This is a genomic window from Kribbella sp. VKM Ac-2568, from assembly GCF_004345365.1.
GTDB lineage: Bacteria > Actinomycetota > Actinomycetes > Propionibacteriales > Kribbellaceae > Kribbella > Kribbella orskensis.
The window spans coordinates 1-23,311 of sequence record NZ_SLVF01000004.1; the positions used below are offsets into that span (position 1 = coordinate 1).

29 protein-coding genes and 1 tRNA gene are annotated in these 23,311 nt (G+C 67.9%); 8 read left to right on the top strand and 22 right to left on the bottom strand.

What is annotated here, in order from left to right:
• The first annotated feature begins 526 nt into the window (after positions 1-526).
• Positions 527-661 (top strand): hypothetical protein, encoded by a 135-nt coding sequence (locus EV648_RS44735; protein WP_255512838.1) that lies wholly within the window; start codon positions 527-529, stop codon positions 659-661.
• Position 662: 1 nt separating this feature from the next.
• Here EV648_RS44735 and EV648_RS11135 read toward each other — a convergent pair whose 3' ends face one another.
• The 6 genes from EV648_RS11135 to EV648_RS11160 all read right to left on the bottom strand — a co-directional run bounded on the left by EV648_RS11135 (position 663) and on the right by EV648_RS11160 (position 4,892).
• Positions 663-1,700, bottom strand: a complete 1,038-nt coding sequence (locus tag EV648_RS11135) for an NAD-dependent epimerase/dehydratase family protein (RefSeq protein WP_241995047.1) — start codon at positions 1,698-1,700, stop codon at positions 663-665.
• 228 nt (positions 1,701-1,928) lie between these two features.
• Positions 1,929-2,438, bottom strand: a complete 510-nt coding sequence (locus EV648_RS11140; RefSeq protein WP_132288822.1) for a hypothetical protein — start codon at positions 2,436-2,438, stop codon at positions 1,929-1,931.
• Complete coding sequence (locus EV648_RS44740) at positions 2,387-2,614, bottom strand: DUF3560 domain-containing protein (protein WP_132290495.1); 228 nt, start codon at positions 2,612-2,614, stop codon at positions 2,387-2,389. Before EV648_RS44740 ends, EV648_RS11140 begins: the two co-directional genes overlap by 52 nt.
• Positions 2,592-4,301 carry a SulP family inorganic anion transporter gene (locus EV648_RS11150; protein WP_132288825.1) on the bottom strand — a complete coding sequence of 570 codons (1,710 nt, stop codon included), beginning with the start codon at positions 4,299-4,301 and terminating at the stop codon, positions 2,592-2,594. Before EV648_RS11150 ends, EV648_RS44740 begins: the two co-directional genes overlap by 23 nt.
• 61 nt (positions 4,302-4,362) lie before the next feature.
• Positions 4,363-4,611 (bottom strand): type II toxin-antitoxin system RelE/ParE family toxin, encoded by a 249-nt coding sequence (locus EV648_RS11155; RefSeq protein ID WP_158293963.1) that lies wholly within the window; start codon positions 4,609-4,611, stop codon positions 4,363-4,365.
• Positions 4,608-4,892, bottom strand: coding sequence for a type II toxin-antitoxin system Phd/YefM family antitoxin (locus EV648_RS11160; protein ID WP_132288831.1), 285 nt, complete (start codon positions 4,890-4,892; stop codon positions 4,608-4,610). Before EV648_RS11160 ends, EV648_RS11155 begins: the two co-directional genes overlap by 4 nt.
• Positions 4,893-5,519: 627 nt before the next feature.
• On the opposite strand from EV648_RS11160, the gene EV648_RS11170 reads away from it, so the two are divergent.
• The gene (locus EV648_RS11170) at positions 5,520-5,846 is read left to right on the top strand and encodes a hypothetical protein (protein ID WP_132288834.1); all 327 of its coding nucleotides are present in this window, start codon (positions 5,520-5,522) and stop codon (positions 5,844-5,846) included.
• 10 nt (positions 5,847-5,856) lie between these two features.
• Positions 5,857-6,003, top strand: coding sequence for a hypothetical protein (locus EV648_RS42545; RefSeq protein ID WP_158293964.1), 147 nt, complete (start codon positions 5,857-5,859; stop codon positions 6,001-6,003).
• A 37-nt stretch (positions 6,004-6,040) separates the two neighbouring features.
• Here EV648_RS42545 and EV648_RS11175 read toward each other — a convergent pair whose 3' ends face one another.
• From EV648_RS11175 to EV648_RS11200, 5 genes are all read right to left on the bottom strand, one after another.
• On the bottom strand, positions 6,041-6,979 hold the full coding sequence (locus EV648_RS11175; RefSeq protein WP_132288837.1) for an aldo/keto reductase: 939 nt from the start codon (positions 6,977-6,979) through the stop codon (positions 6,041-6,043).
• A gap of 125 nt (positions 6,980-7,104) precedes the next feature.
• On the bottom strand, positions 7,105-7,599 hold the full coding sequence (locus tag EV648_RS11180) for an ATP-binding protein (RefSeq protein WP_305000054.1): 495 nt from the start codon (positions 7,597-7,599) through the stop codon (positions 7,105-7,107).
• 92 nt (positions 7,600-7,691) lie between these two features.
• Positions 7,692-8,471: a class I SAM-dependent methyltransferase gene (locus tag EV648_RS11185; protein ID WP_241995048.1), complete on the bottom strand. Its 780-nt coding sequence runs from the start codon at positions 8,469-8,471 to the stop codon at positions 7,692-7,694.
• A 398-nt stretch (positions 8,472-8,869) separates the two neighbouring features.
• Positions 8,870-9,736, bottom strand: a complete 867-nt coding sequence (locus EV648_RS11190) for a GNAT family N-acetyltransferase (RefSeq protein WP_132288843.1) — start codon at positions 9,734-9,736, stop codon at positions 8,870-8,872.
• Between the two features lie 645 nt (positions 9,737-10,381).
• On the bottom strand, positions 10,382-11,437 hold the full coding sequence (locus EV648_RS11200) for a molybdopterin-dependent oxidoreductase (protein ID WP_132288846.1): 1,056 nt from the start codon (positions 11,435-11,437) through the stop codon (positions 10,382-10,384).
• Positions 11,438-11,876: 439 nt separating this feature from the next.
• Between EV648_RS11200 and EV648_RS11205 the strand changes: the two genes are divergently transcribed.
• Complete coding sequence (locus EV648_RS11205; protein WP_132288849.1) at positions 11,877-12,536, top strand: GAP family protein; 660 nt, start codon at positions 11,877-11,879, stop codon at positions 12,534-12,536.
• A 488-nt stretch (positions 12,537-13,024) separates the two neighbouring features.
• Here the strand turns inward: EV648_RS11205 and EV648_RS11210 are convergent, their stop codons facing one another.
• The 7 genes from EV648_RS11210 to EV648_RS11240 all read right to left on the bottom strand — a co-directional run bounded on the left by EV648_RS11210 (position 13,025) and on the right by EV648_RS11240 (position 18,740).
• Positions 13,025-13,732 carry a GNAT family N-acetyltransferase gene (locus EV648_RS11210; RefSeq protein WP_241995049.1) on the bottom strand — a complete coding sequence of 236 codons (708 nt, stop codon included), beginning with the start codon at positions 13,730-13,732 and terminating at the stop codon, positions 13,025-13,027.
• A 108-nt stretch (positions 13,733-13,840) separates the two neighbouring features.
• Positions 13,841-13,913 (bottom strand) — tRNA-Arg (locus tag EV648_RS11215).
• A gap of 143 nt (positions 13,914-14,056) precedes the next feature.
• Positions 14,057-15,220: a S1 family peptidase gene (locus EV648_RS11220; protein WP_241995050.1), complete on the bottom strand. Its 1,164-nt coding sequence runs from the start codon at positions 15,218-15,220 to the stop codon at positions 14,057-14,059.
• A 235-nt stretch (positions 15,221-15,455) separates the two neighbouring features.
• On the bottom strand, positions 15,456-16,052 hold the full coding sequence (locus tag EV648_RS11225; protein WP_132288852.1) for an META domain-containing protein: 597 nt from the start codon (positions 16,050-16,052) through the stop codon (positions 15,456-15,458).
• Complete coding sequence (locus EV648_RS11230) at positions 16,049-16,543, bottom strand: SigE family RNA polymerase sigma factor (protein WP_132288855.1); 495 nt, start codon at positions 16,541-16,543, stop codon at positions 16,049-16,051. The genes EV648_RS11225 and EV648_RS11230 overlap by 4 nt, the downstream gene beginning before the upstream one ends.
• Positions 16,544-16,635: 92 nt before the next feature.
• Positions 16,636-17,994 (bottom strand): alpha/beta hydrolase, encoded by a 1,359-nt coding sequence (locus tag EV648_RS11235; RefSeq protein WP_132288858.1) that lies wholly within the window; start codon positions 17,992-17,994, stop codon positions 16,636-16,638.
• Positions 17,995-18,176: 182 nt separating this feature from the next.
• Positions 18,177-18,740, bottom strand: a complete 564-nt coding sequence (locus tag EV648_RS11240; protein ID WP_241995051.1) for a hypothetical protein — start codon at positions 18,738-18,740, stop codon at positions 18,177-18,179.
• A gap of 243 nt (positions 18,741-18,983) precedes the next feature.
• Between EV648_RS11240 and EV648_RS11245 the strand changes: the two genes are divergently transcribed.
• Genes EV648_RS11245 through EV648_RS11255 form a run of 4 tightly spaced genes read left to right on the top strand, consistent with a single transcriptional unit; the run spans position 18,984 to position 21,010 of the window.
• Positions 18,984-19,667: a hypothetical protein gene (locus tag EV648_RS11245; RefSeq protein ID WP_132288861.1), complete on the top strand. Its 684-nt coding sequence runs from the start codon at positions 18,984-18,986 to the stop codon at positions 19,665-19,667.
• Between the two features lie 55 nt (positions 19,668-19,722).
• Positions 19,723-19,863, top strand: a complete 141-nt coding sequence (locus EV648_RS43135) for a hypothetical protein (RefSeq protein WP_199234547.1) — start codon at positions 19,723-19,725, stop codon at positions 19,861-19,863.
• Between the two features lie 45 nt (positions 19,864-19,908).
• A complete protein-coding gene (locus EV648_RS11250; protein ID WP_199234548.1) occupies positions 19,909-20,475 on the top strand; it encodes an alpha/beta fold hydrolase in 567 nt (188 codons plus the stop codon).
• Positions 20,476-20,506: 31 nt separating this feature from the next.
• Positions 20,507-21,010: an N-acetyltransferase gene (locus tag EV648_RS11255; protein ID WP_241995052.1), complete on the top strand. Its 504-nt coding sequence runs from the start codon at positions 20,507-20,509 to the stop codon at positions 21,008-21,010.
• Positions 21,011-21,077: 67 nt separating this feature from the next.
• Here the strand turns inward: EV648_RS11255 and mscL are convergent, their stop codons facing one another.
• The 4 genes from mscL to EV648_RS11275 all read right to left on the bottom strand — a co-directional run bounded on the left by mscL (position 21,078) and on the right by EV648_RS11275 (position 23,253).
• On the bottom strand, positions 21,078-21,464 hold the full coding sequence (mscL, locus tag EV648_RS11260) for a large conductance mechanosensitive channel protein MscL (protein WP_132288864.1): 387 nt from the start codon (positions 21,462-21,464) through the stop codon (positions 21,078-21,080).
• A gap of 162 nt (positions 21,465-21,626) precedes the next feature.
• Positions 21,627-22,250 (bottom strand): hypothetical protein, encoded by a 624-nt coding sequence (locus tag EV648_RS11265; protein WP_199234549.1) that lies wholly within the window; start codon positions 22,248-22,250, stop codon positions 21,627-21,629.
• 69 nt (positions 22,251-22,319) lie between these two features.
• Positions 22,320-22,691: an FmdB family zinc ribbon protein gene (locus tag EV648_RS45165; RefSeq protein ID WP_132288867.1), complete on the bottom strand. Its 372-nt coding sequence runs from the start codon at positions 22,689-22,691 to the stop codon at positions 22,320-22,322.
• Positions 22,692-22,788: 97 nt separating this feature from the next.
• Positions 22,789-23,253: a DUF1203 domain-containing protein gene (locus EV648_RS11275; RefSeq protein ID WP_158293965.1), complete on the bottom strand. Its 465-nt coding sequence runs from the start codon at positions 23,251-23,253 to the stop codon at positions 22,789-22,791.
• Positions 23,254-23,311 lie beyond the last annotated feature (58 nt).

Below are 23,311 nucleotides of genomic sequence, written 5' to 3' on the forward strand. Positions count from 1 at the left end.
TGGCAGCAACGCCAGGCGATCACCCACGCCCACCCTCCCAAGCAGTACCGTCAACGACATCCACGAACCACAATCTGCCCATCGGTGGATCGAGGTTAAGTGAGAGCTCCACGGCGACCATGCCCTGCGAGCGGTGCGAGTTCCGGAATGTGTTCATCTCGGGATTCGGGCTGGGTAGCAGCGAGCACGTGCAGGCTCCTACAGATCAGACGGCCGGCGCCCGGTGCGCCTGGTCGGCCCCGACCAGGCGTGAGCCGCGACTGAGGGCGGTCGAGATGCATGGCATGACTCGTGGCACGAAAAGACGGATACGCATGGGGAATCTCGCGCTCGCTGGGGGCGGGCGTGTTGCTAGAAGCGCTGGTAGAGAGCAGATGCGACGCTGTAGTTCTTCCTCGTAATGAGAAGGTCGCCTGTTCGATTCCGACAGGCGGCTCCACCTCGCCCGACTGCGCGCTGGACTCAACACCTGGGGCGAGACAGCGTGGGGTGGCGCGAAGCGCTTGCCTAGGGCAACACTGGGAGGGTGGGCAAGCTGGCGCCCGATCTGCTCGGGCCGGTTGGGTTGGAGCTGGCCCGGGCCGTCGAACAGCTGTCTGGCCAGCACGGCATGCCCGGCGGATCGAGGTACGAGCTGAAGTGGGATGGGTTCCTTCACTGAACTAGTCAAGTCTGGCGGTGGGTCGTCCCGTGCGCTCCTGTCCTTTGCCAACGCAGCCCTCTGGGATTCTGCATGCGTCATCGTCGCTGACGGTTGCAAATGACGTCGTCAGCGCGGGGCAGGTTAGCGTGTGCCGTCGATGGTCTCCTTCAAGGCTTGGTCGGTCGTGATTGGTTGGATGCCGAAGGCAACGGTCGCGGCCGACGAGTCGAGGACGAACGGCCGCTGCAGCTGGTACTGCATCTCTAGCATCTCCCGCGCGGCCGGATTGAACAGTCCGGCGAGGCGGAGTGCGAGGGTCGGCATCTTCGACACCCGGGGGCGCCGCGCCCGCGAGTTCGGCGGCACGGGCGGCTAGCGCGCGGATCGACACCGGAGGTGCGGTTGGCACGTGCCAAGGTCGGCCCCATGCGTTCTCGCGGGCCGCGGCTGCGACCAGGGTGCGGGCGACGTCACCGACGTAGGTCCAACTGTGCGGTGCATCGAGGTCGGCCGGGATCGAACTGCGCCGGCCGGCGAGCACCTTGGGCAACACCATGGCGTTGAACGGCGTTATAGTCTCCGCCCCCAGGTAGTCCGACCCGCGGACCTCAACGGTCCGGATCCGGCCGGCCTGGTGTGCGGCCAGTGCGTCGGTCCACAGCTTGGTCCGCACCTGGCCCTTGACCGAGTTGGGTCGCAGCGGTAGGTCCTCGGTCATCGGTACGTCGACCTGGCCGTAGCAGTAGAGGTTCGCAGTGATGGCGAGTACGGCGCCACTGGTTTCGGCCGCATGGACCAGCGCCGCACCGAGCGGGGGCCAGTCGGTGGGCCAGCGGTGGTAGGCGAGGCCGGCGCACGAGTACAGCGCGGCGCCGCCGGCGGCGTACCGGGCGAGGGTGTCGGCGGCGCTCGCATCCGCGGCGATCCGCTCGATCCCTTCCTGTTCGGGGCCACCGCCGCTGCAGGTGACGAGGCGGACCTGTTCACCGTTGCTCGCGAGCAGCCGCGCAGTGGCCGAGCCGACCGGGCCGGCGCCGACGATCACGTGAAGGGACATGGCGGGATACCTTCCTCAGCTAGAGTCGGCTCGATCGTGCGGCCGCAGGCCGGCGGGATCATGTCTGGCACAGGTCACCACCGCGCCGGTTCGGCCGCCCTGGTCTGGGTTGGACCGCCGTACTGGCGCGCTGGCCGCGGCTGAGGGCTCGATGCCCGATGAAGTGGGAATCGGCCCACGGGGCGGTTCCCTGCCTGGGTAAGGCGGACAGGGGAACCGCCCGGGCTGTCACGTGTCCTTCGGGTCGGGCCTGGTCTCGATCGTCGCCTCGTTCTCGGCGTCCCCGGCGCGGCGGTGGGCCCGGATGTCGTGGTACTTGACGGTGGAGGTGAGTGGCCCGTACTCGACGGTGACGGACTTCTTGTTGACCCGGAGCACTCGCATCCTGCTGCTGCGGTAGACGAAGTCGCCGACGCTGATGTCGTCCGGGCCGTACATCTTGGTCCCGTCGGTCGTGAGGTCGGCGAGGACCTTCCGCCAGTGGGTGAGCTGCTGGTCGAGGTCGGCGAGTTCGATCCGCAGCCGCTCCGCCCGGTCGCCGGTCGCGGGTTCGTGGGTCTCGGTGTAGCCGTACCGGGTGAAGCTGTAGCCGTTGAGCTGTCGGGCGGTGGCGCGGTGGCTCTTCTCCAGGTCCTCGATGCGCCGTGCGACGTTGCGGGGGTTGTTGCGGGCTTCGGTGGCTCCGGTCAGATTGTCGGCCCGCCGCTGCGCGTCGCGCACCACCTGCGACAACTCCACCGTCGTTGCATGAGGCGGTCCATGCGTTCGATGTCGCGGCGGTGCCGCCGCTCGGAGTGGTGGCCTACAAGGATCGGCTGACCGAGAGGGATGTGATCGCTGATCTGTCGCCGGGCCGCCCTGGGCCGCGCCGATGTGCGACCGGGCCGTGGGTCACTCGGTGCCGCTGACCTGATCCTGCTGCGCCTTCACAGCACGGTAGACATCGCCGTGGACCCGATCGGCACCGAGCCGGGCGATGAAGCCGTCGCGCTCCAGCACCGCTCGCACGGCGGGCTTCAACCGAGCCAGTCGCAGGGCCAGCCCGGCGTCCTCCGCAAGCCGGAGAACGTCGTCCATCGTGGCGGCACCCTGCGAGTCCATGAAGTTGACCCCCTCGCAGTCGAGCACGATCCCGGTAAGCTCCGGTGACGAGTTCGAGACCTCCCGGATGCGGTCCTCGAAGGCGTCCGCAGTGGCGAAGAAGAGGCCACCATCCAGACGGATCGCGACGACCTCGGGGAACTGCTCGTCGCCGGGATGTTGCGTGAGCTCGCGGAAGACCTGCGTACCTGCTTCCTGGCCCAGCGCCGGCATCTCGGGATGGGTGGCCACCGACACGAGCCAGAGCAGGGAGAGCCCGATCCCGATCATTACGCCCACGAGTACGCCGAACACCAGGGCTCCCGCGAGCGCGGCCACCGCGATCCAGAAGTCGAATCGCTGGACTCGCGCGAGCCGCCGCATCTCGGGGACGTCCATCATGCCCATCACCACCGCCTCGATGATCAAGGCGGCAAGGACCGGCTTGGGCAGGTCGGAGAAGAGCGGTGCGAGGAACAGCAGAGTCAGCACCACCATGAAACCGGAGGTCAGCGATGCCACGCTCGACCGGGCGCCGGCATGGTCGTTGAGCGAACTGGCCGACAGGCTGGTCGATACGGGCATTCCCTGGAACAGACCGGCTCCGGTGTTGGCCATCGCCTGCGCCACCGACTCCTGGTCGATGTCGATCGGATACCGGTGCCGGGCCGCGAAAGAGCGGGCATCACCGGCCGTCTGCGAGAAGCCGACCAGAACGAGCGCTACGGCTGCCAGACTCACCGTGCCGGCGTTGTGCCACAGCAGGTCCAGTGGCGGGACCGTCAGCGAAGGCAGTCCGCTAGGCACGTCGCCGACGAGCGCGACCCCATGCTCACCAAGGTCGAACAGCCACGTGGCCAGCAGACCACCGACCACCAGGACGAGTGCACCCGGGACCTGGGGCGCGATGCGCCGCAGGCCGAAGACCACGACCAGCGCCACGACGCCGACGATCGCCGTGGCCTCGTTCCCGTCGCCGAGCGTACCGAGCCAGGACCAGAGTTCCTGAAGCGGGTTGGACCCCGAAACCTCCGTTCCGGTGAGCTTCGGCAGCTCGCCGATCACCACGTCGATCGCCGCGCCGAACAGGAAGCCGGTCACGACGGCTCGCGACAGGAACTGTGCGATCCATCCCATTCTCAGCAGAGCCACGACCAGGAAGACGAGACCCGAGACGAGGGTCACTCCGGCGACCAGAGAAGCCGCATCCTGCTCTGTCGTGAGACCTGCCGCGATCACCGCGCTCGCCGCGATCGCGGCGAGTCCTGAACTGGGCCCCATCGAGATCTGGCGGCTCGTGCCGAAGATGGCGTACAGGATCGCCCCCGCCGCGGCCGCGTAGAGGCCGTTCTCGAGCGGGATGCCGGCGATCCCCGCGTACCCCAGGTTCTTCGGGACGATCAGCGCGGCCACCGCCACGCCCGCGACCAGGTCGCCTCGAAGCCAGCGACGGTCGTACGCACGCAACTGGCCGATGAGCGGTACGAGCGTGCGGCCCCGGCGCGATGTGGTTTGACCCATCACGGCTCCCTTCGCGGCGTGAGCCGATCCTTCTCGTCGTGTCTCGTCGTATGTGTAGGACTCAGCGGGGCACGCTGCCGAGCGACCACACCCGCACCACGTCATCCACCTCGTACATGACCCGGTAGTCGCCGACGTGGAGCCGGTAGATCAGGCTGTCGCCCCAATGCACGCTGCCCTCCGGCGTCGGGTTCTTCACCAGCCCCTTCACCGCGGTGAGCACCCGGCGGGCGGCCACGGTGTCCTCGGCGACGAGCGCGCGGTATCCGTCGATGAAGCCGGCTTCGAGGACCAGGGGCCGATCGGTCACCGGCCCTCGGCCGATTCAGCCTCGGCGAGCATCTCTTCCATCATCGGGAAGGCCTCTTCGGCAGGGATCCACTTCGGGCCCCGCGCCTTGATCTCGTCGATCAGGACCTGGTCCGCGGCCTCCTCGAGTGCCTGGAATCGGGCCAACATCTCCGGGGAGATCACCGCGGCCGCAACCTTGCCGTGGTCGGTGATCATCACCGGCTCGTGCCCGTAGCGGGCAGCGTTGACCATCTCCGCGGTGTGGCGATTCGCCTCGGTCATGCTGTACATGGTCGACATGGCACCCACGATACCCCTCGATTCAGTAAATTACTGAGTTTCAGGAATTCGCGGCATGCCTGCGTGCTCGATCGGCTACCCGACGCAACACCCCTCCAGACATTGACGCCGTAAGGGTTCCCTGACGTTCTCGCACGTCCCTGAGGTTAGGAGTCCACGGACCTCATCAGAGGCCTACTCATGCTTCCGGATCCATTCCTCGGCTGGAATACCGTCACCACCCCACAACCCCGCGGCGCTCATTGATCTCATCGAGACTCACGATCCTCGCGGACAGCCTCGGCGCCAGGGACCGCGCCACCGTGCTCCTCCCGGAGAACGAGGTCCCACACAGCAGAACCAGCCTGATGTCCGATGCCATGTCCGCATCCAACCGAATCGCCGATGCCGCAGCAACGCAGAATTGAATCGAGGTCAGGCGGCATCAGCCCCCGCTGTCCCCGAACCGCGCGAGGTGCGGGCGTCGCTGTTGCGGCGCTCCCAGTTGTCGGCCCGGTCCCAGTTGATCGACCACGTTCAGACAACGCTCACTCCAACGCACCGCACCAACCTCGCACGATGGATGTAGAAACCCTGCCCAGAACCAACTCAACCAGTCGCTAGCGGGGCTGCCGCTGTCGTCTTCAGTTGCAGCTTTCGCCGGCGACGGCCGACATCGCTGAGGCGCGCGAGTGGATGGAGGCCTTCAGGGCTGCCGGGGTGGAAGGCCTGGTGGTGAAGGGCGCCTCTAGCCGCTATGTGGCTGGCCGCGGCTGGGTCAAATACAAGACCAGAGAGACCGTCGAGGTGATCGCTGGTGGCGTGATCGGGCCGTTGAAGCAGCCGGAGGTCCTGATCGCTGGGAGGTATCGCGGTTCGGAGTTGGTCCAGGTCGGCCGGACGGTTCCGTTGTCGCCTGAGCAGTCGGCTGCGCTGGGCGCGGTGCTGCGCAAGGCGAAGCGCGATCATCCGTGACGACACCACGATGCCGGAGCGAGTCGCTTTGCTCGAGGAGCACGCCGCCTCGATCCGGGCGAGGATCGCCGAGCTCGACGCGATCCTCGCGCGAGTTGAGGAGAAGGCGGACTGGTACCGCGGGGAACTCCGCCGGACGGGGGATGCGACGTCCTGACCCACTCCCGGCATTGGGGCTGTCCGCGCGTCGTCGCCTATGCGCCGTCCAGCGCCGCCAGTTCATCCTCGGTGAGGATGGTGGACGCGCCTACCACGGCCAGCTCGACCTGTTTGACGCTGCTGGCTCCGACGATCGGGGTCAGCGCCGGGCTCCCGGAGGCCAGCCACGCGAGCACCACCTGGCCCGGTCGGAGTCCGCGCGCAGTGGCGACACGGGTCAGCGCCGCCAGCCGTCGTTCGGTGCCGGGGTGGCGGTACTCGGTCTCGAGTGGGCGGTCGTTGCGGTCGTATCGGCCCTGGAGGGTGGCGGTGTAGACCCAGCCGTCAAACGACGGGTTGCGTCGCAGGAAGTCGAGGCCGTCCGGTGACAGCATTCCCAGCGGGATCGGCTGGCCCTCCACGGCCATGCCGCCGGCGGGCTGAAGGTAGGAGTAGCGCTCCTGGTAAGCGACTGGTTGCGGGTGGCCGGCGCGTTCGGCGGTGGCCCGGATCCGCTCGAGCAGCCAGGACGGGTGGTTTGACACGCCCCAGCGAGCGGTCAGGCCGTCACGGACCAGGCCGCCGAACGTCTCGACCAGGTCCTCCACCGGAACGGTCGGGTCTTCGACGTGCGCCCAGTACAGGTCCACACCGTCCACGCCCAGCCGCTCAAAGCTCTGTGCCATGGCTCCGCGCACGACGTCCTCGCGCAGTCCTTCGAGGTGGTCGGGGAACCCGCCGACCCGCGTGGGCTGGGCGCCTGCCTTGGTACTGAGGCGGACGCGGACCCCGGAGTTGGACGCCAGCCAGCGGCCCAGCAGCGCCTCGCTCTGGCCGCCGAAGCCCGTCTCGGAGGTCCAGAAGCTGTAGTTGTCGGAGGTGTCGATGAAGGCTCCGCCCAGTTCGGCGTACCGGTCGAGGATCGAGAAAGCGGTCCGTTCGTCCACCCTGGTGCCGAAGTACATCGTCCCGAGGGCCATCGTGGGTCTGTTCATGGCTCCAGCCTCGTTGCTGGAGCGCGCTCCAGGTCAAGCCGCGAGTTCACGAGAGCTGCGGATTCGCGGAAGGCAGGCTGGGGTAGACCCGCCCGAAGCGGTCAGGTTGGGGTATGTGTGAGCCGTTACGACTCGATGCCGGTTTCGATGACGTTGCCGCAGAAGGTGAGCCGGTCGACGATGGCGGTGCAGAGCCTGGGGTCGGTGACGGTCTTGCCCCAGCCGGTGAACGAATCGTTGGAGGCGATCGCGACCGAGTTCTTCTCCTCGCGCTCGGTGAGAACCTGGAAGAGGAGTTCGGCGGCACGGCGGTCGAGTTTCATGTATCCGAGTTCGTCGATGCAGAGCAGATCGACGCGGCCGTAGCGGGCAACATTCGCAGGTCGCGAGGTGGTTGATGACGGCCGGGTCGATGTTGGGGTGGCGTCGAAATCGAACGCGCGGAGCGACTTCTCCCGGGGGAACTGGGCAGCCTTGATCCGGCGTTCGGAACGTCTCCGTGCCCGGTCGTCGCATTCGGCCAGCAGCAGCTCGGCCAGGAATACCCGATACGACATCTGGTCGTTCGCGGCCCGGTCGACCAGATCCGGGAATCGGGTGCGGATCGTCGGCAGCCGCAGCGACCGGCAGGCCTGGTCGCTCTAGACAAAATCCTGGATTCGGGCTGCCACGACGCCCGTCGCGCGGCGGACGGCGCGGTAGCCCATATCTCTCAGGGTTTGAGGGCGCGGGTGGCGTAGTAGCCGGGCAGCCAGCCTGCGGTGGCGTCGGAATGGTGCGGGGCCTCGTCGAACCCGGTGATCACGAAGCCGGCGGCGAGCTGCCCGCCGATCTGCTCGGCCATCGTGTGGCTGTACTCCAGCGGCGCGTTGGCTCCCCACATCCGCTCGCGCTCCTCGGCCGGGACGTGCGTCAGGTCGCTGTACGGCAGGCGGTGGCGGACGACCAGCTCGCCGCGGGTGTCCATGGCCTCGTGGTCGAACAGGTACACGTCAGGGTTGAGGAAGCCGCACAGCAGCGCGCCGCCCGGCCGCAGCACGCGGAAGCACTCGCGCCACACGGGCGCGAGCTCGGGCACGAACAGGTTCGAGACCGGGTTGAGGACGAGGTCGAACGAGGAGTCGCCGAACTCCGACAGGTCGCGCATGTCGCCCAGTACCGTGCGCAGCTCCAGACCCTCGCGCTCCGCGACCATCTGATCCTGGGCGAGCTGACGCGGCGAGTTGTCGAAGACCGTGACCCGCGCGCCGGCCGCGGCGAGCGTCGGGCCTTGCTGCCCACCGCCCGAGGCCAGGCAGAGAATGTCTACATCGGACAGGTCGGCGGGGAACCACGCCCGGTCGACCGCCCGGTACCCGATGAGCACGACGGACCAGTCACCGGCGCGTGCCTGCGCGACGGTCTCGGGAGTGACCGGGCGCGACCACTCGTTGCCGCTCTCGACCTGAAGGTCCCAAGCCGCGCGGTTGTGCGCTACCGGATCAACGCTCACGGGCATACGGTAGCGCCCCGGCGACGAGCGCCGCCGGGGCGCATACCTTCACCTTCTGGTCCAGGCCTGGCTGCTGTCTCCGTTGCAGGCGCGACATTGACCGGGGAGCCGTTTCCGGTGCCCGCCGCGTTCAGGCACAGGGCCGGATTCGCGACGCTGGTGATGGACTGGTTGGCGTTGGCAGTCCCCTGCTGCGACGTGCACCTTGAATCGTCCGAACATGGCCACAGCATGCCGTCAATCGAAGTATGTTCCCTTAAGCCTTCGTAACGATGTCTTTGATGTAGCCCACGAGGGACGTGGACTGTGTAGCTGTGGTCACTGACTGTGTTGTCGACTGCTCTGGAGGCGCCGTACGAGGTGCTGCCGCATGGTGAGATGGTCCGGAGACCCCGACGTCAGACCTTCCGGATCCGGTCGGCGATCTCCGGCCTCGCCGCGAACCCGGCCGCCTTGTACGTCGCGACGCCGCCGAAATTGGAGCTCGGCGTGCAGACGCGCACGCTCGACGAGCCCATCTCCCGCAGTGCGGCCGCCCCGGCGACGGTGATCGCCCGGCCATAGCCGCGGCCGCGGTGGTCCGCATGGACGCCCATCGGCTCGACCAGTCCCGGCTTCCCCGGGCCGGCCGACCAGACCGTCACCACCGCCGCGGGGTTGCCCTGGTCGTCGTAAGCACCCAGGCATCGGGCGTCGGCGTAGAACGGTCCCGCGGACATCTCGTGCCGGTACTCGCGCGTGGGCCTCGTGGTGTTGAACGCGGACCGCAGGACGTCGGCGAAGTCCTGTGCCTGCTCCAGGCCGATCGCCTTGATCCACACGCCGGGGTCTTCCACCGCTTCGGCGAGGTCGCGGAAGAGCGGCGTCCACGGCTCGTCGATACCCCAGCCCTCCTTGGTCAACAGGTCGTGGAGCAGCAGGCCCTGCGGCGCCTCGATGGACACCGCTCCTTCTGGCAGCACGCCGCGCTCAGGCAGCGAAAAGTCCTCGACGAGCCGCCGCGCCAAGTCCTCGTCCTGGAAAGCGTCAGGAGCGACCGTCATCCGCACCAGCGTCGGCGAATCCAGCATCCCGACAGCGAGGATCCGTCCGTTCCGGCCCCAGGTCCGGATCACCGCGGCCGTCTCGGCCGTTCCGAACCGGTAGTTCCAGCCGATGTCCCCGGGATGCAGCTGCATCGGCGCTTCGTCGTGCTGCCACTCCCGCAGCGCCGCAATAGCCTCGCGCACCCCGTCGGCCGTCGGCGTACTCAGCACAATCGTCATAGCCGGGATCTGACACCCCCGTCTCGGTGGCGTGCAACCGATTAACTAAGAACGCCAGCCACCCCCACCGCGTTCTCAACACGAACTGACGGCACCGACATCGACGACACCGTCCACAACGCAGGCCCGCAGCTCACAGCACCGTTCCGATCCTTGAGCTCTGAGTAGTCGCGCTACACAGAGGGTGACCGTCGTGTGCCGGTGGCTTGCCGTCGCCGTACCGGCGTGCGCTTGATACGAGTCGAGTAGCGCCGTAGTAGCGCCGGGCGTGATCGCGGTCAGATCGGGCGAGCACGCGGAGAGGCCGATATCCCTTGTAGATGTGGGATATCTGGTAGGTGCCCCCGGCAGGATTCGAACCTGCGACGCACGGTTTAGGAAACCGACGCACCCCGTCAACATGCGCCCCTCCAGGCGTGTCTAGCCCACACCAGTTCGACCGATCTTGACGCCAGTTGACTCCGATCAACAGCTCTTTGTTCCCACGGTGTTCCCACGCTGAACTGATTGGGCGTGGGCGTATGTGCCCGTGCCCTTCGGCAAGTGAACTAAGCCGTTGGTGGGACGTGTGCGGGCCGCATTCTGCGGATGCGTCGTGTGCTCGCGGCCGGCGTGGCGGAGAGACTGACTGGTAAATCGGCCGAGTCACTGCAACGGGAAGGGCGGCTGCCACCACCACGGCCGGGTATCGACGACCACGCGGTCCAGCCATTTGACCCACCAGAAGCCCCGCCGACCCGGCGCGACGAGTCGTGCCGGCGCACCATGCCCGATCGACAGCGGCCGGTCGGCGACATGCGTAGCGACGAGCAGGTGTGGTAAGTCGCGCAACGGCAGGCGCCGCGCGTACCCGGTGACGGAGACCGCGACGACGCTGCGTGCGTCCGGCGGGAGCGATGCCGGCAGTAGCCTGTCGAGCCGCACCCCGCGCCAGTGCTGGTCGGCATACCAACCGCCCGTGCAGTCGAGCACCGCCTCCATCTCGTCGGTGGCCATCGCCAGCAACGCGTCAGGGTCGAGCTCGGCCACCTGTCGACCCGCCACCTCGACACGCAGCCGCCATGTGGCCCGGTCGATTTCCGGCACAGCGTCCAGTGCCCACTGGGTGACGGGCATCGCGTGCGGGCGATCCGAGCCGACCTCGTGCGAGCCGGTCGCCCTGCGGTCTTGCCCCGGTAACGAGAGCCCACGGGCGACACCTTCCACGGCGAGGTAGGCCGCAGCCGCACCACCGCTGAGACCGAGCGCGCGGAGCAGGGTGCGCCGGGACAGGTCCGTGCGCCGCGGCCGCTGCGGGTACCGGATCACGTGCGCGACGGCGAACGGCACCGCGAGCACCGCGGCGCCGACGTGCGCCCGCATCGGGGTGAGACCTGCGTAGGTCCGGAAGCCGCCGAGGACGTGTACGACGCCCGCGAGAAGCGACACTGCGACGAGAATCCCGAGGGCGACGCCGGCAGCCGCACGCCAGGAAGCCGACCGGAATGCCCTGCTCCGCCGCACGATCAGCGTCTTCCACGGGACGAGCAGCACCAGCGCCAGACCCGCCGCGCCGTGCAGCAGCGTGATGACCCGCCCGGGCGTCGTGGTGCCCGTGCCGAACGCGACCCAGCCGGTCGCGAACGCGAGAACGAGCAGCAACAGCAGGGCGACGTTGGTACGGCGCCCGGCACGTCGGCGGACGCCACCTTCCCGGCCCATACCTCAAGTGTGCAGCGGTCAGCTCAGGAAGGCCTCGCGCGGACGGGGCAGCCCACGGTCACCTTGTGCTCGACTTCGTTCTCGCCGAACTTGGCGTTGCCTTATGGTTCCACTTGGCTTGGACGAGCAAGATCCGCGGCTGGGTTGACCGCAGTTCGACGGCGATCGCGTCCAGGCCGCGGTCGTCCTGTCCATCGAACACCGCCTGGGCGTCAATCGCATCGCCACAAGGATGCTCGACCTGGGTGGCGAGGCCGCGGCTGTGGAGACGTCCTCGCGATGCTTCGCCGTGGGCCAGCGCTGGTCTGTCGGGTCCGACTTGCTGCCGCGGCCTTCCCCGCTGAGGCATTGCGTGCCGGGTGCGCGATACTTCCGGTGACGGGGACGGCCGTGTACGCCAGTCCGGAAGCCTCGTCGTGGGGTCGAGATCGGAGACGCGATGGGGCAGGCGCTGCTTCAGTTGATGCCGCTGGCCCTCGCGGCGGCGCTGAGCAGTGTCCCCATCACCGCCACCATCTTCATCCTGCTGTCGGAGAGCCGCAGCCGCTCTGGCCTGGGCTTCCTGGCCGGCACAGTGCTCGGCACCTTCGCCATCGTCGCGTTGGCGAGTGTGGCTAGCCAGGCGCTTCCCGGACGACCGCGCGAACATGACGCCCTCGTCGGGAAGCTGGAGGTGGTGATCGGCATTGCCCTTGTGCTGCTGGGCGTGGTGGCCCTCGCGCGTCGGTCCCGCGCAGGGAGCGGACATGGACCGGCCTGGCTGGACAGCATCGGCACGTTCGGCATCCTGTCCGTGTTCGGCATCGGCCTGGCGCTGAACCTTCGTCCGAAGGCGGTGCTCCTGGCGGCGGCCGCGGGCCTGGCGATCGTCGGCGCGGACCTGGTGTTCCACGACAACCTCGGCCTGGTGGTCTTCTACACCGCGATCGCCACCTGCACCGTAGGCGTTCCCATCGTCGCGACGATCCTGTTTCCGCGGCGGATGGAACCTCGCCTCCTCTCGGCGAAGGGGTGGATCGCCGCTCACTCCAGCACGGTCGGTGCCACGATGATGATCCTGATCGGCGGCTTCGTCATCGGCGTCGGGGTGAGCGGCTGAGCACGCCGCGCGGCTCGGTCACAGACCACCCGCTGCTCTGTGTCGTGCGGTCGCGGGCATCGCAGGGAGCATAGAGCGTATGGATGACGCGGACGTCTGGAGATTCCAGTGTGATGAGGTCTCAGCGAGGAGATGCCTCTCGGGTCCGGTTCCGGCGGGGTCCGCACCGACCGCGTCCACGACGCCGGCTCGGTCACCCTGCGCCGCGCCGGGCGCCTGCACCACATCGGCATCGGCCGAACCCACGCCCGAATCCGCGTCGTGCTCCTGTCCACGACCTTCAGATCACCATCATCGACGCAGCTACCGGCGAACTGCTCCGCGAACCGGTCCTCGACCCCACCAAGGCCTACGAACCCCGTGGCCTCCCACCAGGCCGCCACAGCCCATCCCGGACGTTGCGCCCACGCTCTGCGACACCGACACCGACACCGACACCGACTGCCGGAAAGGTGGTCGCCGTCCGTTGCCCGCAGTGGGGCAAGAATTCAGTGGCGTGCCGTCCACTCCTCGTCGAGGATCGCGTAGATGAGCTGATCGGCCCATTCGCCCTTGAAGAACTCGTCGTGTACGAAGTGCGCCTCGCGTCGCATGCCTAGCTTCTCCAGGACTCGGGCCGAACCGAGGTTCCTGGCATCGAGTCGGCCGATGATTCGGTGTAGCCCGAGATCGGCGAAGCCGAGCTGGAGCACCACCGCGGCTGCTTCGGTGGCGAAACCCTTGCCGTGATGGTCGGGGTGGAACACGAACCCGATCTCGCCTTGTCGATGCTCCCAGCTCAACCACTGCAGGTGGACCTCGCCGATCATCCGGTTGAGCTCCGGCCGGACCACGGCGAGCGAGATGCGCTGCCCGACCTCGTCGAGCATCGACTCGCCGATCTTCTGATCGAGAACTTCCCGCATCTGCGCAGCGTCACCCGGCTCCGAGTAGAGGTAGCGGGTCACGTCCGGGCGCGAGTTGATCGCGTACAGGTCCTCGAAGTCGGCGGCCGCAAAAGGCTGCAGCTTCAGCCGCGCAGTCACCAAGGGATAGGCCGGTCGCACCACCGATCGATCGTACGATGTCGCCGGCACGCTATTTCGCCACGACCGCGGCTCGTCGATCGTGACCGTGAGCGTGTCGGCGGCGACGGTCGCTGCGCCGCCGAGCGTCAGTGTGGAGCTGCCCGCGGCCTGCAGCTCCGCGTCGTCCACGCCAACACCGGCGAACTCCTGCGCGAACTCACGCTCGACCCCCGCGGCTAGCGAACCCGCAGCAAGACCCCAAGTACAAACAGCCGATCTCCTGAGAGATCAGATTTGTGCCCCCGGCAGGATTCGAACCTGCGACGCACGGTTTAGGAAACCGACGCTCTATCCCCTGAGCTACGGGGGCGCACGATGGCCCTGGTTGCAGGCCGTGGACAGCCTAGCGGAAGCGGGCCGGCTGACGTGACGGAGTTACCCCGCTCGGCCCCGGTGGGTTGGTCGGGGCTTGGCCGCTGGACGGAATGACCGGTTGTGATGGCCGCAGGGTGGTTAGCCCGTGATGGCGGAGACGCCTAGGTGGCCGGAGATTGAGGCGTAGCGTTCGGCGTACAGGGTGGTGCAGCGGGAGGCGGAGCAGCCGGAGCCGGCGAAGGTTATGCCTCGGATGGTGGCGCCGGTGGACGATGGGCGGGTGTAGACGGGGCCGCCGGAGTCGCCGCCGATGATGGCTACGGAGCCGCCTCGGGTGGCTCGGATGACGTAGGTGGTGCAGCCGTCGGTGTCGCAGTAGCTCGCGCTGAGCGACTGGACGGTGATGCCGCAAAGGGACGTGCTGTAACTGCCGGACTGGCAGACGACGGTGCCGATGGCCGGGTCGCCGCCGCCCTTCACAGTGCGGATGTCCACGGAGTCGCCGGGGCCGTCCGTCCAAATCTTCGCGCCGTACGAGCTACCGGTGACCAGGGACTGGTCGTAGTCGGGGTAGTTCGTCCGGATGGTGGTCGTGCCGTAGTAGTTGCTGCCGGAGTGCCAGATGGTGCCGACACCGCCGCAGTGGCCGGCGGTGACGGAGCCGCGCTGGCCAGTGGAGCGGCGGATGACCGAGAAGCCGGCCGTGCAGTTCTTGAGGGCTGAGGTGATCCGGGCACCACCCCAGTGGCCACCGGTCGGGGTGTCGTTGAGCCGGGTCAGCCGGGCCGCGCCGCCGGCGACGACCTGTACTCCGTCCATCGCCTGCAGGGCCGCGAGGGATGCCGGCGTGGTGGTCGCCTTGTCGTACTCGACGACGATGTCCTCGGAGGCCGGGTCCAGGTCGACCGTGTAGGTGGTCTTCGCGGCATCCGTCCAAGCGCGTCCGCCGACCTCGTTCCAGGCGGCGGCGATCGAGCGAGCGGAACGGCAGCTCCGCTCGACCTTCAGCATCTTCATCCCGGCGGCCGGCACGTTCTTCGCGACGGCAGCCTGGTACCTCTTCTCGTCGACGACCGAGTCATCGACGACGACCTTGTACCCCGTTGCGGTGGTACCGAGTACGCCGACGATCCCCTGGCTGAGGCCATACGGCAGGCCGGAGGTCGGGCGGCCGGTGGCATCGAGCGGCTCGATCGAGCGCATCGCGGCGGCGACGCCTTCGCCGATGGCCTGGCCGAGCGGTCGGGAGTCGGTCGAGCTGGTCGGCTGGGACAGCCGCGCGGAATCAGCCGAGGTGGTCATCGGGTCCACGTGGTTGCAGACCACGGGCGACGTCGTGGCGGCTGGTGGTCTCACCGCGGCGGTCGACGGAAGCGCCGAGACCGACAAGGCGGTCAGTGACACTGAGCAAAGAGCGAGCAGCGGGACGGTAGCTGAGAGTCGCACTTAGCTCCCCAATCGGTGGACGGCCTCCGTGAATCGTCCGGTCAGGACTGCTCATAGTCAATAGCCGGTCACCGTACGCAAGCAAATTTGACTACCGCGCGCGAGCGTATCTCGCAACTTCACGCCCGTCGCCGGCGAAGAACTGCAGCGTCGCCTGGTTGCTCACGATCCGCTTCGCCGCCTGCAGGATCGCCGTGTGTGGCACGTTGTCGCAGCCGACCAGACGCTGAGCGCCGACGCGGGCGCTGAATTCGCCACGCTGGCCGATGGTGAACGTGCCCTGGAGCCCGTTGCAGCCGTCGGAGCCGGTCCAGGTGCCGTCGGAGTTGAAGGTCAGGAGCGGGTCGTCCGGGCGGGCGGCCTTGAGGGCGGTGAACCCGTCCAGCCGCACCGGCCGCCAACTGCCGGCCAAGGTCTGCATAGTCGTGACGGGCGTCGTTGCAGCAGGCGTGGTGGCAGCCGCGCTCGGGCTCCCGGCAACTGGTGCGGACGACCCGTTCAGACTGAAGGCGACGCCCGCGACCACGGCCACCGCCGCGGCGGCAGCGCCGGCGGCGAGCCACGTACGGCGCTGGGCGCGCCGGACGCCGGTGGTCGCGCGGCTGGCTAGATCGGGGGCCAGGGGCACGGAAGCAGCAGCGCGTTCGAAGGTGGTGCGCAGGTCTTCCTCGAGCTCTGTCTTGCTCACGACAACCTCTCATCAACACGGTGGGACTGCCTCGATTTCCGCAGCGCGGCGAGCGCTCTGCTCGCGGTCGCGCGGACGGAGGACGGTTTGATGCCGAGCAGATCGGCGATCGTCCGGTCGTCCATGTCCTGGTAGTAGCGCAGCACCAGGACGACCCTTTCCCGGGCCGACAACCTAGCGAGGGCCCGCCAGAGATCGTCGGAGTTCACGATGTCGGTGGCGGGGTCGGGCACCGTGGTCTCGGTGTCGATCTCGGCCGCCGGAGCCTCGGTGAAGGACCGTCTGCGCGTCATCGACAGGTAGGAGTTGATCAGGATCCGCCGCACGTAGTTGTGCGGGTCGTCCGCCCGCTGCACCTTGCGCCAGGCCCGGAACGCCTGCATCAGCGCGATCTGGGCCAGGTCCTCGGCTCGCTGGTAGTCGCCGGAGACGGTGAACCCGAGACGCACCAGTTCCTGCCCGCGTGCGGACACGTACTCCTCGAACTCCACTCGCAACTCCCCGGCTGGGCGTACAACACCTCACACCTATTAGACGCAGTGGGCTACCCAGGGTGCTGCAAGGTTTCACGCACAGTTGCGTCTCACCCCAGCAGGAACGCCTTGACCTGGTCCCGCCCGGTCGAGTCCGAACGGCTGCCCTGTACTCCGTGCCCACTGCCCGGTACGACGACCAGCCGCGCGTCGTGCGCGTGGTCCTTCGTCCAGGCAGCCCACCCCGGCGGACAGAACAGGTCGTTGCCGCCGTGCAGGATCAGCGTGCGCGGGGTCAGCACCTGCCCGGCCGGGTACTCCGAAGCGCGCGAGGTCCACCGCAGGCACCCCTCGATCATCAACTGGTTGCGTGCGGTGCGGGCGTCGTACGGAGAGAGCCGGGCCGGGTCGAGACGTCGTACTGCGGAATCCAGGGCGGCGGGGCGAGCCGCGAGTGGGGTGGCGGAGTCGCCCCAGGGAAAGCGGAGGTCCGAGCAGAGCGTGGCGAGGTGGAGGCCGGCCGAGAGTTCGTCGAAGGCGGCGCCTCGACTGGTCGCCTGCTGGAAGAGTTCCTTGAGCGCGGCGGTGTCGCCGGCGCGGGCGTCGTTGAGCACCTTCGCGATGCCCTCAAACGATGGGTTGACCGAATTCAGGCTCAGGATCGACAGCGACTCCAGCAGCGCCGTCCCGTTGAGCGGGGAACCGTCGATCTCGCCGTTCCGCACCAACCAGGCCAGATCAGCCACCGGGTCCGTAGTACAGGCGGGGTCGTGGCGGCAGGAGGCGGCGAGCACCTTGCCGGTGGCGGCCATCAGGTCGACGCCGAACGGGTCTATGCCGCCGTGCGGCACCACGGAGTCGAGTACGAGAGATCGCACGTGGCTGGGGTAGCGGAGCCCGTACTGCGCTGCGGTGAAGCTCCCGTACGAGGTGCCGTCGAGCGTGAAGTGGTCCTGCTTGAGGAACTGGCGCAGGTCTTCGATGTCCTCGACCGTGTCGGGTGTTCCGTAGAAGTCCTTGGTGGAGCCGAGTTTCCTGGCGCAGGCAGCCACGGCATCAGCCGGGGGAGTCAGGAAGTCCGAGCCGCCGATAGCCGTCTGGAGCTCCGGGCAGTCGATGCCGGTGGAGCCAGTGCCGCGCTGGTCGAACATGACGAGCCTGTACTCGCGCAGGACCGCCGGGTCGAGGTAGTTGCGAACCCGCGCGAGCAGGGAGACACCAGGTTGGCCCGGGCCTCCCGTGAGCATCAGGAGCACGCCACGTGGGGCATCGACGTTGTCTGCCGCAGCTACTGCGAGTTCCAGCATCGGGCCCGAAGGCTTGCGGTGATCCAGCGGCACGCGCAGCGTCGTACAGGTGAAGCCGGGGGTGCCGGCGCAGGCGGCGCGTGGTGGGCTGTCTGCCGGGCCCGCGCAGGCAGCGGACGCGCAGATCACCAGCAGAGCGACGGCCAGTCGCGCCAGCCGCATTCGGCCTCCCGGAGCGGGTTCTGCCGCTCAGCGTGCAGCCAACGCCAGGCAGTGGCAAGGGCCCGTCACTGACCTGCCTGAGGCACCTTGCCACCCACCTTGCGGGTCGACCCCAGAGGTGACCCGCAAGGCGGGCGGGTGCCCCGGCCCGGACGGCTTCGGGGGGCGCGTCCGGGGCACGGTCAGCGCAGGCCGAGCGACTTCACCAGTTCGGGCGAGACCTGCCGCGGCGACGCGAGTTCGCCGGGCTTGCCCTGGCCCTCCAGGGACGTCGCCACCAGCCGTCGACAGCCGAATGCCTCGGCTGTGTACGAGAGCACGCCGCGGTCGTTGTCGGTGAACCGCAGGACGTACGTGGGTCCCAGTTCCTTGGTGCAGATGTTCGGCTTGTTGGTGACCGGCTCCGCGCTGTTCACCAGGGCGAAGAGCTCGGCGGTCTGCGTGCCGTTCCGCTTGGTGGTGACGGTGGCGTAGTCCTGGCCGGTCGCCTGCGCGTCGTACTGGCAGATCGTCACGCTGACGGGCTGGAACAGCGACTTGGCCGCTCCCTTGCCCCAGACGGTCTTCTCGACGGATGCGCGGACGGCCGCGATGGTCTCCGGGCAGTCCATGCTCGGAGTACCGCTGGGGGAGAGGGTGGGCAGAGTTGGCGGGGTGCCGGGCATGGTCGGCGTTTCGCTGGGCTGGGCGGCGGATCCGCTGGAGTCCTCGTTACCGCAGGCGGCGGTGAGCCCGAGAACTGCCACGACGATCGACGCTCCGATGAGGCCCCGTGTCCTTGATGCACTCACGACTCGGTCCTTCCGGGTTGGGCAGGGCCCCATCATGATCGAGGGAGATCTCACTGGTCGTGGCAGAACTGTCACGGCGGGGCGTCTATCTGGTCACGAGGCGAATCGAGTGACAAAAGTGGCAGATCTGTAACGCGTGCGGGCTGTACCGACCGCTGGAATGGGATGATCTGCCGGGCAACCGGAGAAAGGACGGACGTGGGCAAGAGGAAGAACGCCGCCGAACTCGCTCGCAGAGAACGCGAAGAGTGGCAGCTGGGTCAGGACTGGGCGCGCTGGCTGATGGGCGGCAACACTCCGCAACCCCTCACGCTGTACGGGATCGTCCTGGAGCCCGGCGAGACGGCCTACCTGCAGACGTCCGTGCACTATGCGCGGCTGTACGGCGGGAGTGGCCGGTACTCGACTACCGGAGGTATCTACTTCGGCCGGCCCGGCATGGTCCTCGGACTGATGGCCGCGACCGCCGCCGTGAACGCCAGCAAGAAGGCAGCGGCCCGTCGCGACATGCAACTGCTCTGGCGCGATCTGCAGGAAGTGCCGCTGATCGCGACCAACTACCGGCTGATGTGCCATCTGCCGGCGCGTGGCTGGCTGAGCTTCTACTACACCGCCGTGCAGGAGTTCTATCCCGATCCGGCGAACTGGACGCTCACCTTCGGCTTCCAGAACGCGGAACCGCTGCGGCTCGGTGGACTTCCGGTGCCGACGCTGTCCGTCCTGACCGCCTGGACCGTGCTCGGCGACCGTTGGCAGACCGAGCCCGGGATCGCGCCGTTGGTACAGGGGGCGACCACGCCTCAGCAGTTGCCCGAGAGCCAGGCGCAAGGACAGTTGGAGGGCCAGCAGCAGGACCTGCCGCGAATTCCCGGCCAGGACTGAGTCCGGCCTGATCGCGCGGTCGGACTGATCAGGCGACTCGCGTAATCTTGCAGGTATGACGAGCCCGTACGAAGACGACGAGCCGCTGCTGCCCGACCAGACCAGCGACGACGACCCACGCGGCTGGGGCGAGCGCGGCTCGGACAACGACGACGACGAACGCATCCTCCGCGAGGTCCCGCCCCACCACCAGTGATGGCCTCGCTCTTCTTGGTCCATGGCGGTCTGTGGGACTTGATGGATGCAGAACACTTCTGGCGTACTCCGGGAATCGTGGCGGGCCTGGAATTCGCACGGCCTCACGGTGCTGGCGCCTGATCGCCCACGGTTCCCCAACGGGTGGGATCAAGAGGTCGACGAGCTCGGGGCGCTCCTTCCTTCAGAGCTGGTCACCGTCGTCGGCGCGTCCAACGGCTGCACGGTAGCCGTGCGGTTGGCGCTGGCGTATCCGCGAGTCGTCGAGCGGCTCGTCCTCGCTTGGCCGGCGACGGGTGGGGACACCTTGGTGGACATCCGGACCCAGACGGGATTGCTCGAGCGAGGCGCCCCCGGGACTGTGGTCAAGGGTTTGCTGCGTGCGGAGACCCTGCGCGGAGTGAAGGATTCCGAGCTTGCAAGGCTAGAAATCCCGGTGGCTGTGTTGCCCTCTGTGCCGGAGAATCCGTCGCATCAGCGGAAGACCGTCGACGCGCTGCTGACTCTGATTCCGGAAAGCCGGGAGTTGCCTGGTTGTCCAGAGCCGCCCACTCCGGACTTCCCACCGCACCGGGACGAGTTGGTCGCGACGCTGGCGTCCTTCGTGAACTGATCGGGGTTCGACGGGCGTAGTGGGTGGGCAGATGTCGGGAGGGGAGTTCGTGATGGAGTTGCGGGCCTTCGAGGGTGAGCACTCGGCTTTGGTGGCGGGTTGGGCGAGCTCGGCGCAAGAGGTGTCGCTGCTCTCCGGGCGGAATGAGTATCCGTTCCCGGCCGAGCTGATGACCAGCTGGCGGAAGGTCGCCGACGACATTCGTGCCTACTTGTACTACGACGGAGAGAACCCGATTGCGTACGGCGAACTGTGGCTCGATGACGAAGAGGACGAGGTCGAACTGGCCCGGATCATCGTGGCTCCGGAGTTTCGAGCGAAGGGGATCGGGACGGAGTTCGTTCGGGCGTTGCTCGTTCCGGCCCTGGATGCGGGGTACTCCGATCTCTTCTTACGGGTACGTCCTGACAACGAGCCGGCGATCCGCACCTATCTGCGCGTCGGCTTCACACCGGTCGACGAGGCTCTCGCCGCCGAGTGGAACGCACCTCAGCCGATCAACTACACCTGGCTCCAGTACCCCACCAAGCCGTAGAACCCGCAAAACCGCCTGGACCGGCGACGCGCACCTGCTCCGCACCCCCGGCCCAGGCGGTGGCGGCTCAGCTCCGGGCGCGCAGGGCGTCGCGGATCTCGGTCAGCAGTTCCTGGTCGGTGGTGAGGGTGTCGGCCTCCGGCTCCTCACCGCGCCTGCGGCGCTCGTTGAGCTTGTTCAGCGGCATCACGATGATGAAGTAGATCGCGGCGGCGACGAACAGGAAGTTGATGAGCTCCTGCAGGATCAGCCCGATGCTGAACTCGGCGCCGTTGATGGTGAAGTTGCCGACCCCGGTGAGGTCCGGCTTGCCGAAGATCGCGGCGACGAGCGGGTTGATCAGGCCGTTGACCAGGGCGGTGACGATCCTGCCGAACGCGGCGCCGATCACGACCGCGACAGCCAGGTCGACGACGTTGCCCCGCATGATGAACTCTTTGAAACCCTTGAGCATTTCTGTTGCCTCCACGATGCGGGGCCCGGTGGACCCGCGGCGGTCAGTACCCGCAAAAGGTAGGACCATCGCATACGCCAGGCGAGCTACCGCGCCGCGCGGCTACGGATCGCTGTCGAGTGTGTCCAATAAGTGATCATCCCGCGGGCAGGAGCGTCACCGCTAACTCGTGTCGGGGGTCAGGGCGACGGTGATCCGGGTGTTCGCGGTTGCCTGGGCGACGCGGCTGACCACTTCGGAGCGGGCCGCGATCACCACCAGCGCGCCCGCACTACTGGCGGCAGACCTGGCGGGCAGCGCGACGACCGAGACGGCTCGAGCCAACTGGTTGGCGGAGTCCACGGCGGTACTGGTCGCGGCGTACAGGTCTATTCGGTCGCCCACGTGGAGGAGCGAGACGATCTCGGCGTCGTCGAGGCGCAGGGGATAGGCGAGCAGGTCGCCGGAGAGGGCGCTGGGGGAGAGGAAGCGCGCGTCAGTCAGCGGTTCGCCTGAGCGCACGGGGCCGGCGAGGACGCGTTTGGCGACCTCCGCTCCGGGGCGTAGGGCTCCGGAGGGCACCACTGGCGCAGGGAGTTGCAGTGTTCGCAGGTCAGCCGCGGCTGGTCTCGCTCCGCCCGGCAGATCGCGGGCGGCGCCGACGACGGCGACGGTAGGAGGAGGGGCAGGGGACAGGGCGACCAGTCCGAAATAGACCGCGGCCGCGGCGGACAATCCGGCGAGTAGCCGGCGGTGCCAGCGGGCGGCCTTCAGGACGTCGCGCAGTACAGAATTCGTTCGGCTCATGCCAGAGAAGGTACGAGCCTTCGAAGGCCTGATCCCCGTTGTCCACAAGGGGAATTCAGGCCGGCGGGATCAGGCGGCGCTGGTCTTGCTGCTCGACGACGACCCGTTCGAGGACGAGCCACCGGAAGACGATCCACCCGAGGACGACCCGCTCGAAGAAGAGCCGTTCGATGAAGATGCGCCGGAGGACGAAGACCCGGAGTCCGACGAGGATGACGAAGAAGAGGCCGACTCGCTCTTGGCAGGCACCGTCGACGTGCCGGAGGAGCGGCTGTCGGTGCGGTAGAAGCCCGAGCCCTTGAAGACGACGCCGACCGCGTTGAAGACCTTGCGCAGCGTCCCGTCGCAGGACGGGCAGACCGTCAGCGCGTCGTCGGTGAAGCTCTGGCGAACCTCGAGCGAGTTGCCGCACTCGGTGCACTGGTACTGGTACGTCGGCACGTGATTCCCCTTCAGGCTTCTGGCACTCCTACTACTCGACTGCTAATAATGCGCCACGGGCCCGAAGTATTCCAACTTCGGGCCCGCGGTTGGTGGTCTAGGCCACCTGACGCCTGACTGAGAAGTTCCAGCAGCCCGCGATCACGTTCCGCACCTGGACCAGCGCCACCGAAGGATCGTCGAAGAGCCGCTTCAGCTCCCCTTCACTCTCACCCGGCTCGGCGAGTACGCCGTCCAGCATCAACCCGGCGGCGTCGTACGGGCGCAGTACCGCGCGTCGGTCGGCGAAGTCCGCTGGGAACGACGATCCGGAGTACCCGGGGCACTCGTCGGCGTGCACGAACACCGGGCCCACCTCGGCGTACGGGCCGCCGAGGGACGACGGGCGGTAGGCGATCAGGGCGACCTGGTCGCCGTCGCGGGAGAGCGTCAGGCAGCAGCGCAGCGGAGCGCCGGCACCGACCGATCTCACCACCAGCGGGTTGCCGAAGTCGTCGTGGCCGTTGCAGCGGATCCGGTCCAGGTCGGCCGGCGGGACGGGAACGAACTCGAGCTCAGTCATGTCCGTAGAACGCCGATCCGGCCGGTTCTGTGAGGGGTCAGCATTTGGGGTGCGCGGC

What these genes read in the sequence shown, in the direction of transcription:
- EV648_RS42545 (WP_158293964.1), top strand. Translation starts at nt 5,857, where the DNA reads ATGCCGGAGCGAGTCGCTTTGCTCGAGGAGCACGCCGCCTCGATCCGG.
- EV648_RS11220 (WP_241995050.1), bottom strand. Translation starts at nt 15,220, where the DNA reads ATGACCACCTCGGCTGATTCCGCGCGGCTGTCCCAGCCGACCAGCTCG.
- EV648_RS11255 (WP_241995052.1), top strand. Translation starts at nt 20,507, where the DNA reads ATGTCGGGAGGGGAGTTCGTGATGGAGTTGCGGGCCTTCGAGGGTGAG.
- EV648_RS11235 (WP_132288858.1), bottom strand. Translation starts at nt 17,994, where the DNA reads ATGCGGCTGGCGCGACTGGCCGTCGCTCTGCTGGTGATCTGCGCGTCC.
- EV648_RS11275 (WP_158293965.1), bottom strand. Translation starts at nt 23,253, where the DNA reads ATGACTGAGCTCGAGTTCGTTCCCGTCCCGCCGGCCGACCTGGACCGG.
- EV648_RS11135 (WP_241995047.1), bottom strand. Translation starts at nt 1,700, where the DNA reads ATGTCCCTTCACGTGATCGTCGGCGCCGGCCCGGTCGGCTCGGCCACT.
- EV648_RS11175 (WP_132288837.1), bottom strand. Translation starts at nt 6,979, where the DNA reads ATGAACAGACCCACGATGGCCCTCGGGACGATGTACTTCGGCACCAGG.
- EV648_RS11250 (WP_199234548.1), top strand. Translation starts at nt 19,909, where the DNA reads ATGCAGAACACTTCTGGCGTACTCCGGGAATCGTGGCGGGCCTGGAAT.
- EV648_RS11200 (WP_132288846.1), bottom strand. Translation starts at nt 11,437, where the DNA reads ATGGGCCGGGAAGGTGGCGTCCGCCGACGTGCCGGGCGCCGTACCAAC.
- EV648_RS11190 (WP_132288843.1), bottom strand. Translation starts at nt 9,736, where the DNA reads ATGACGATTGTGCTGAGTACGCCGACGGCCGACGGGGTGCGCGAGGCT.
- EV648_RS43135 (WP_199234547.1), top strand. Translation starts at nt 19,723, where the DNA reads ATGACGAGCCCGTACGAAGACGACGAGCCGCTGCTGCCCGACCAGACC.
- EV648_RS11150 (WP_132288825.1), bottom strand. Translation starts at nt 4,301, where the DNA reads ATGGGTCAAACCACATCGCGCCGGGGCCGCACGCTCGTACCGCTCATC.
- EV648_RS11205 (WP_132288849.1), top strand. Translation starts at nt 11,877, where the DNA reads ATGGGGCAGGCGCTGCTTCAGTTGATGCCGCTGGCCCTCGCGGCGGCG.
- EV648_RS11265 (WP_199234549.1), bottom strand. Translation starts at nt 22,250, where the DNA reads ATGAGCCGAACGAATTCTGTACTGCGCGACGTCCTGAAGGCCGCCCGC.
- EV648_RS11160 (WP_132288831.1), bottom strand. Translation starts at nt 4,892, where the DNA reads ATGTCGACCATGTACAGCATGACCGAGGCGAATCGCCACACCGCGGAG.
- mscL (WP_132288864.1), bottom strand. Translation starts at nt 21,464, where the DNA reads ATGCTCAAGGGTTTCAAAGAGTTCATCATGCGGGGCAACGTCGTCGAC.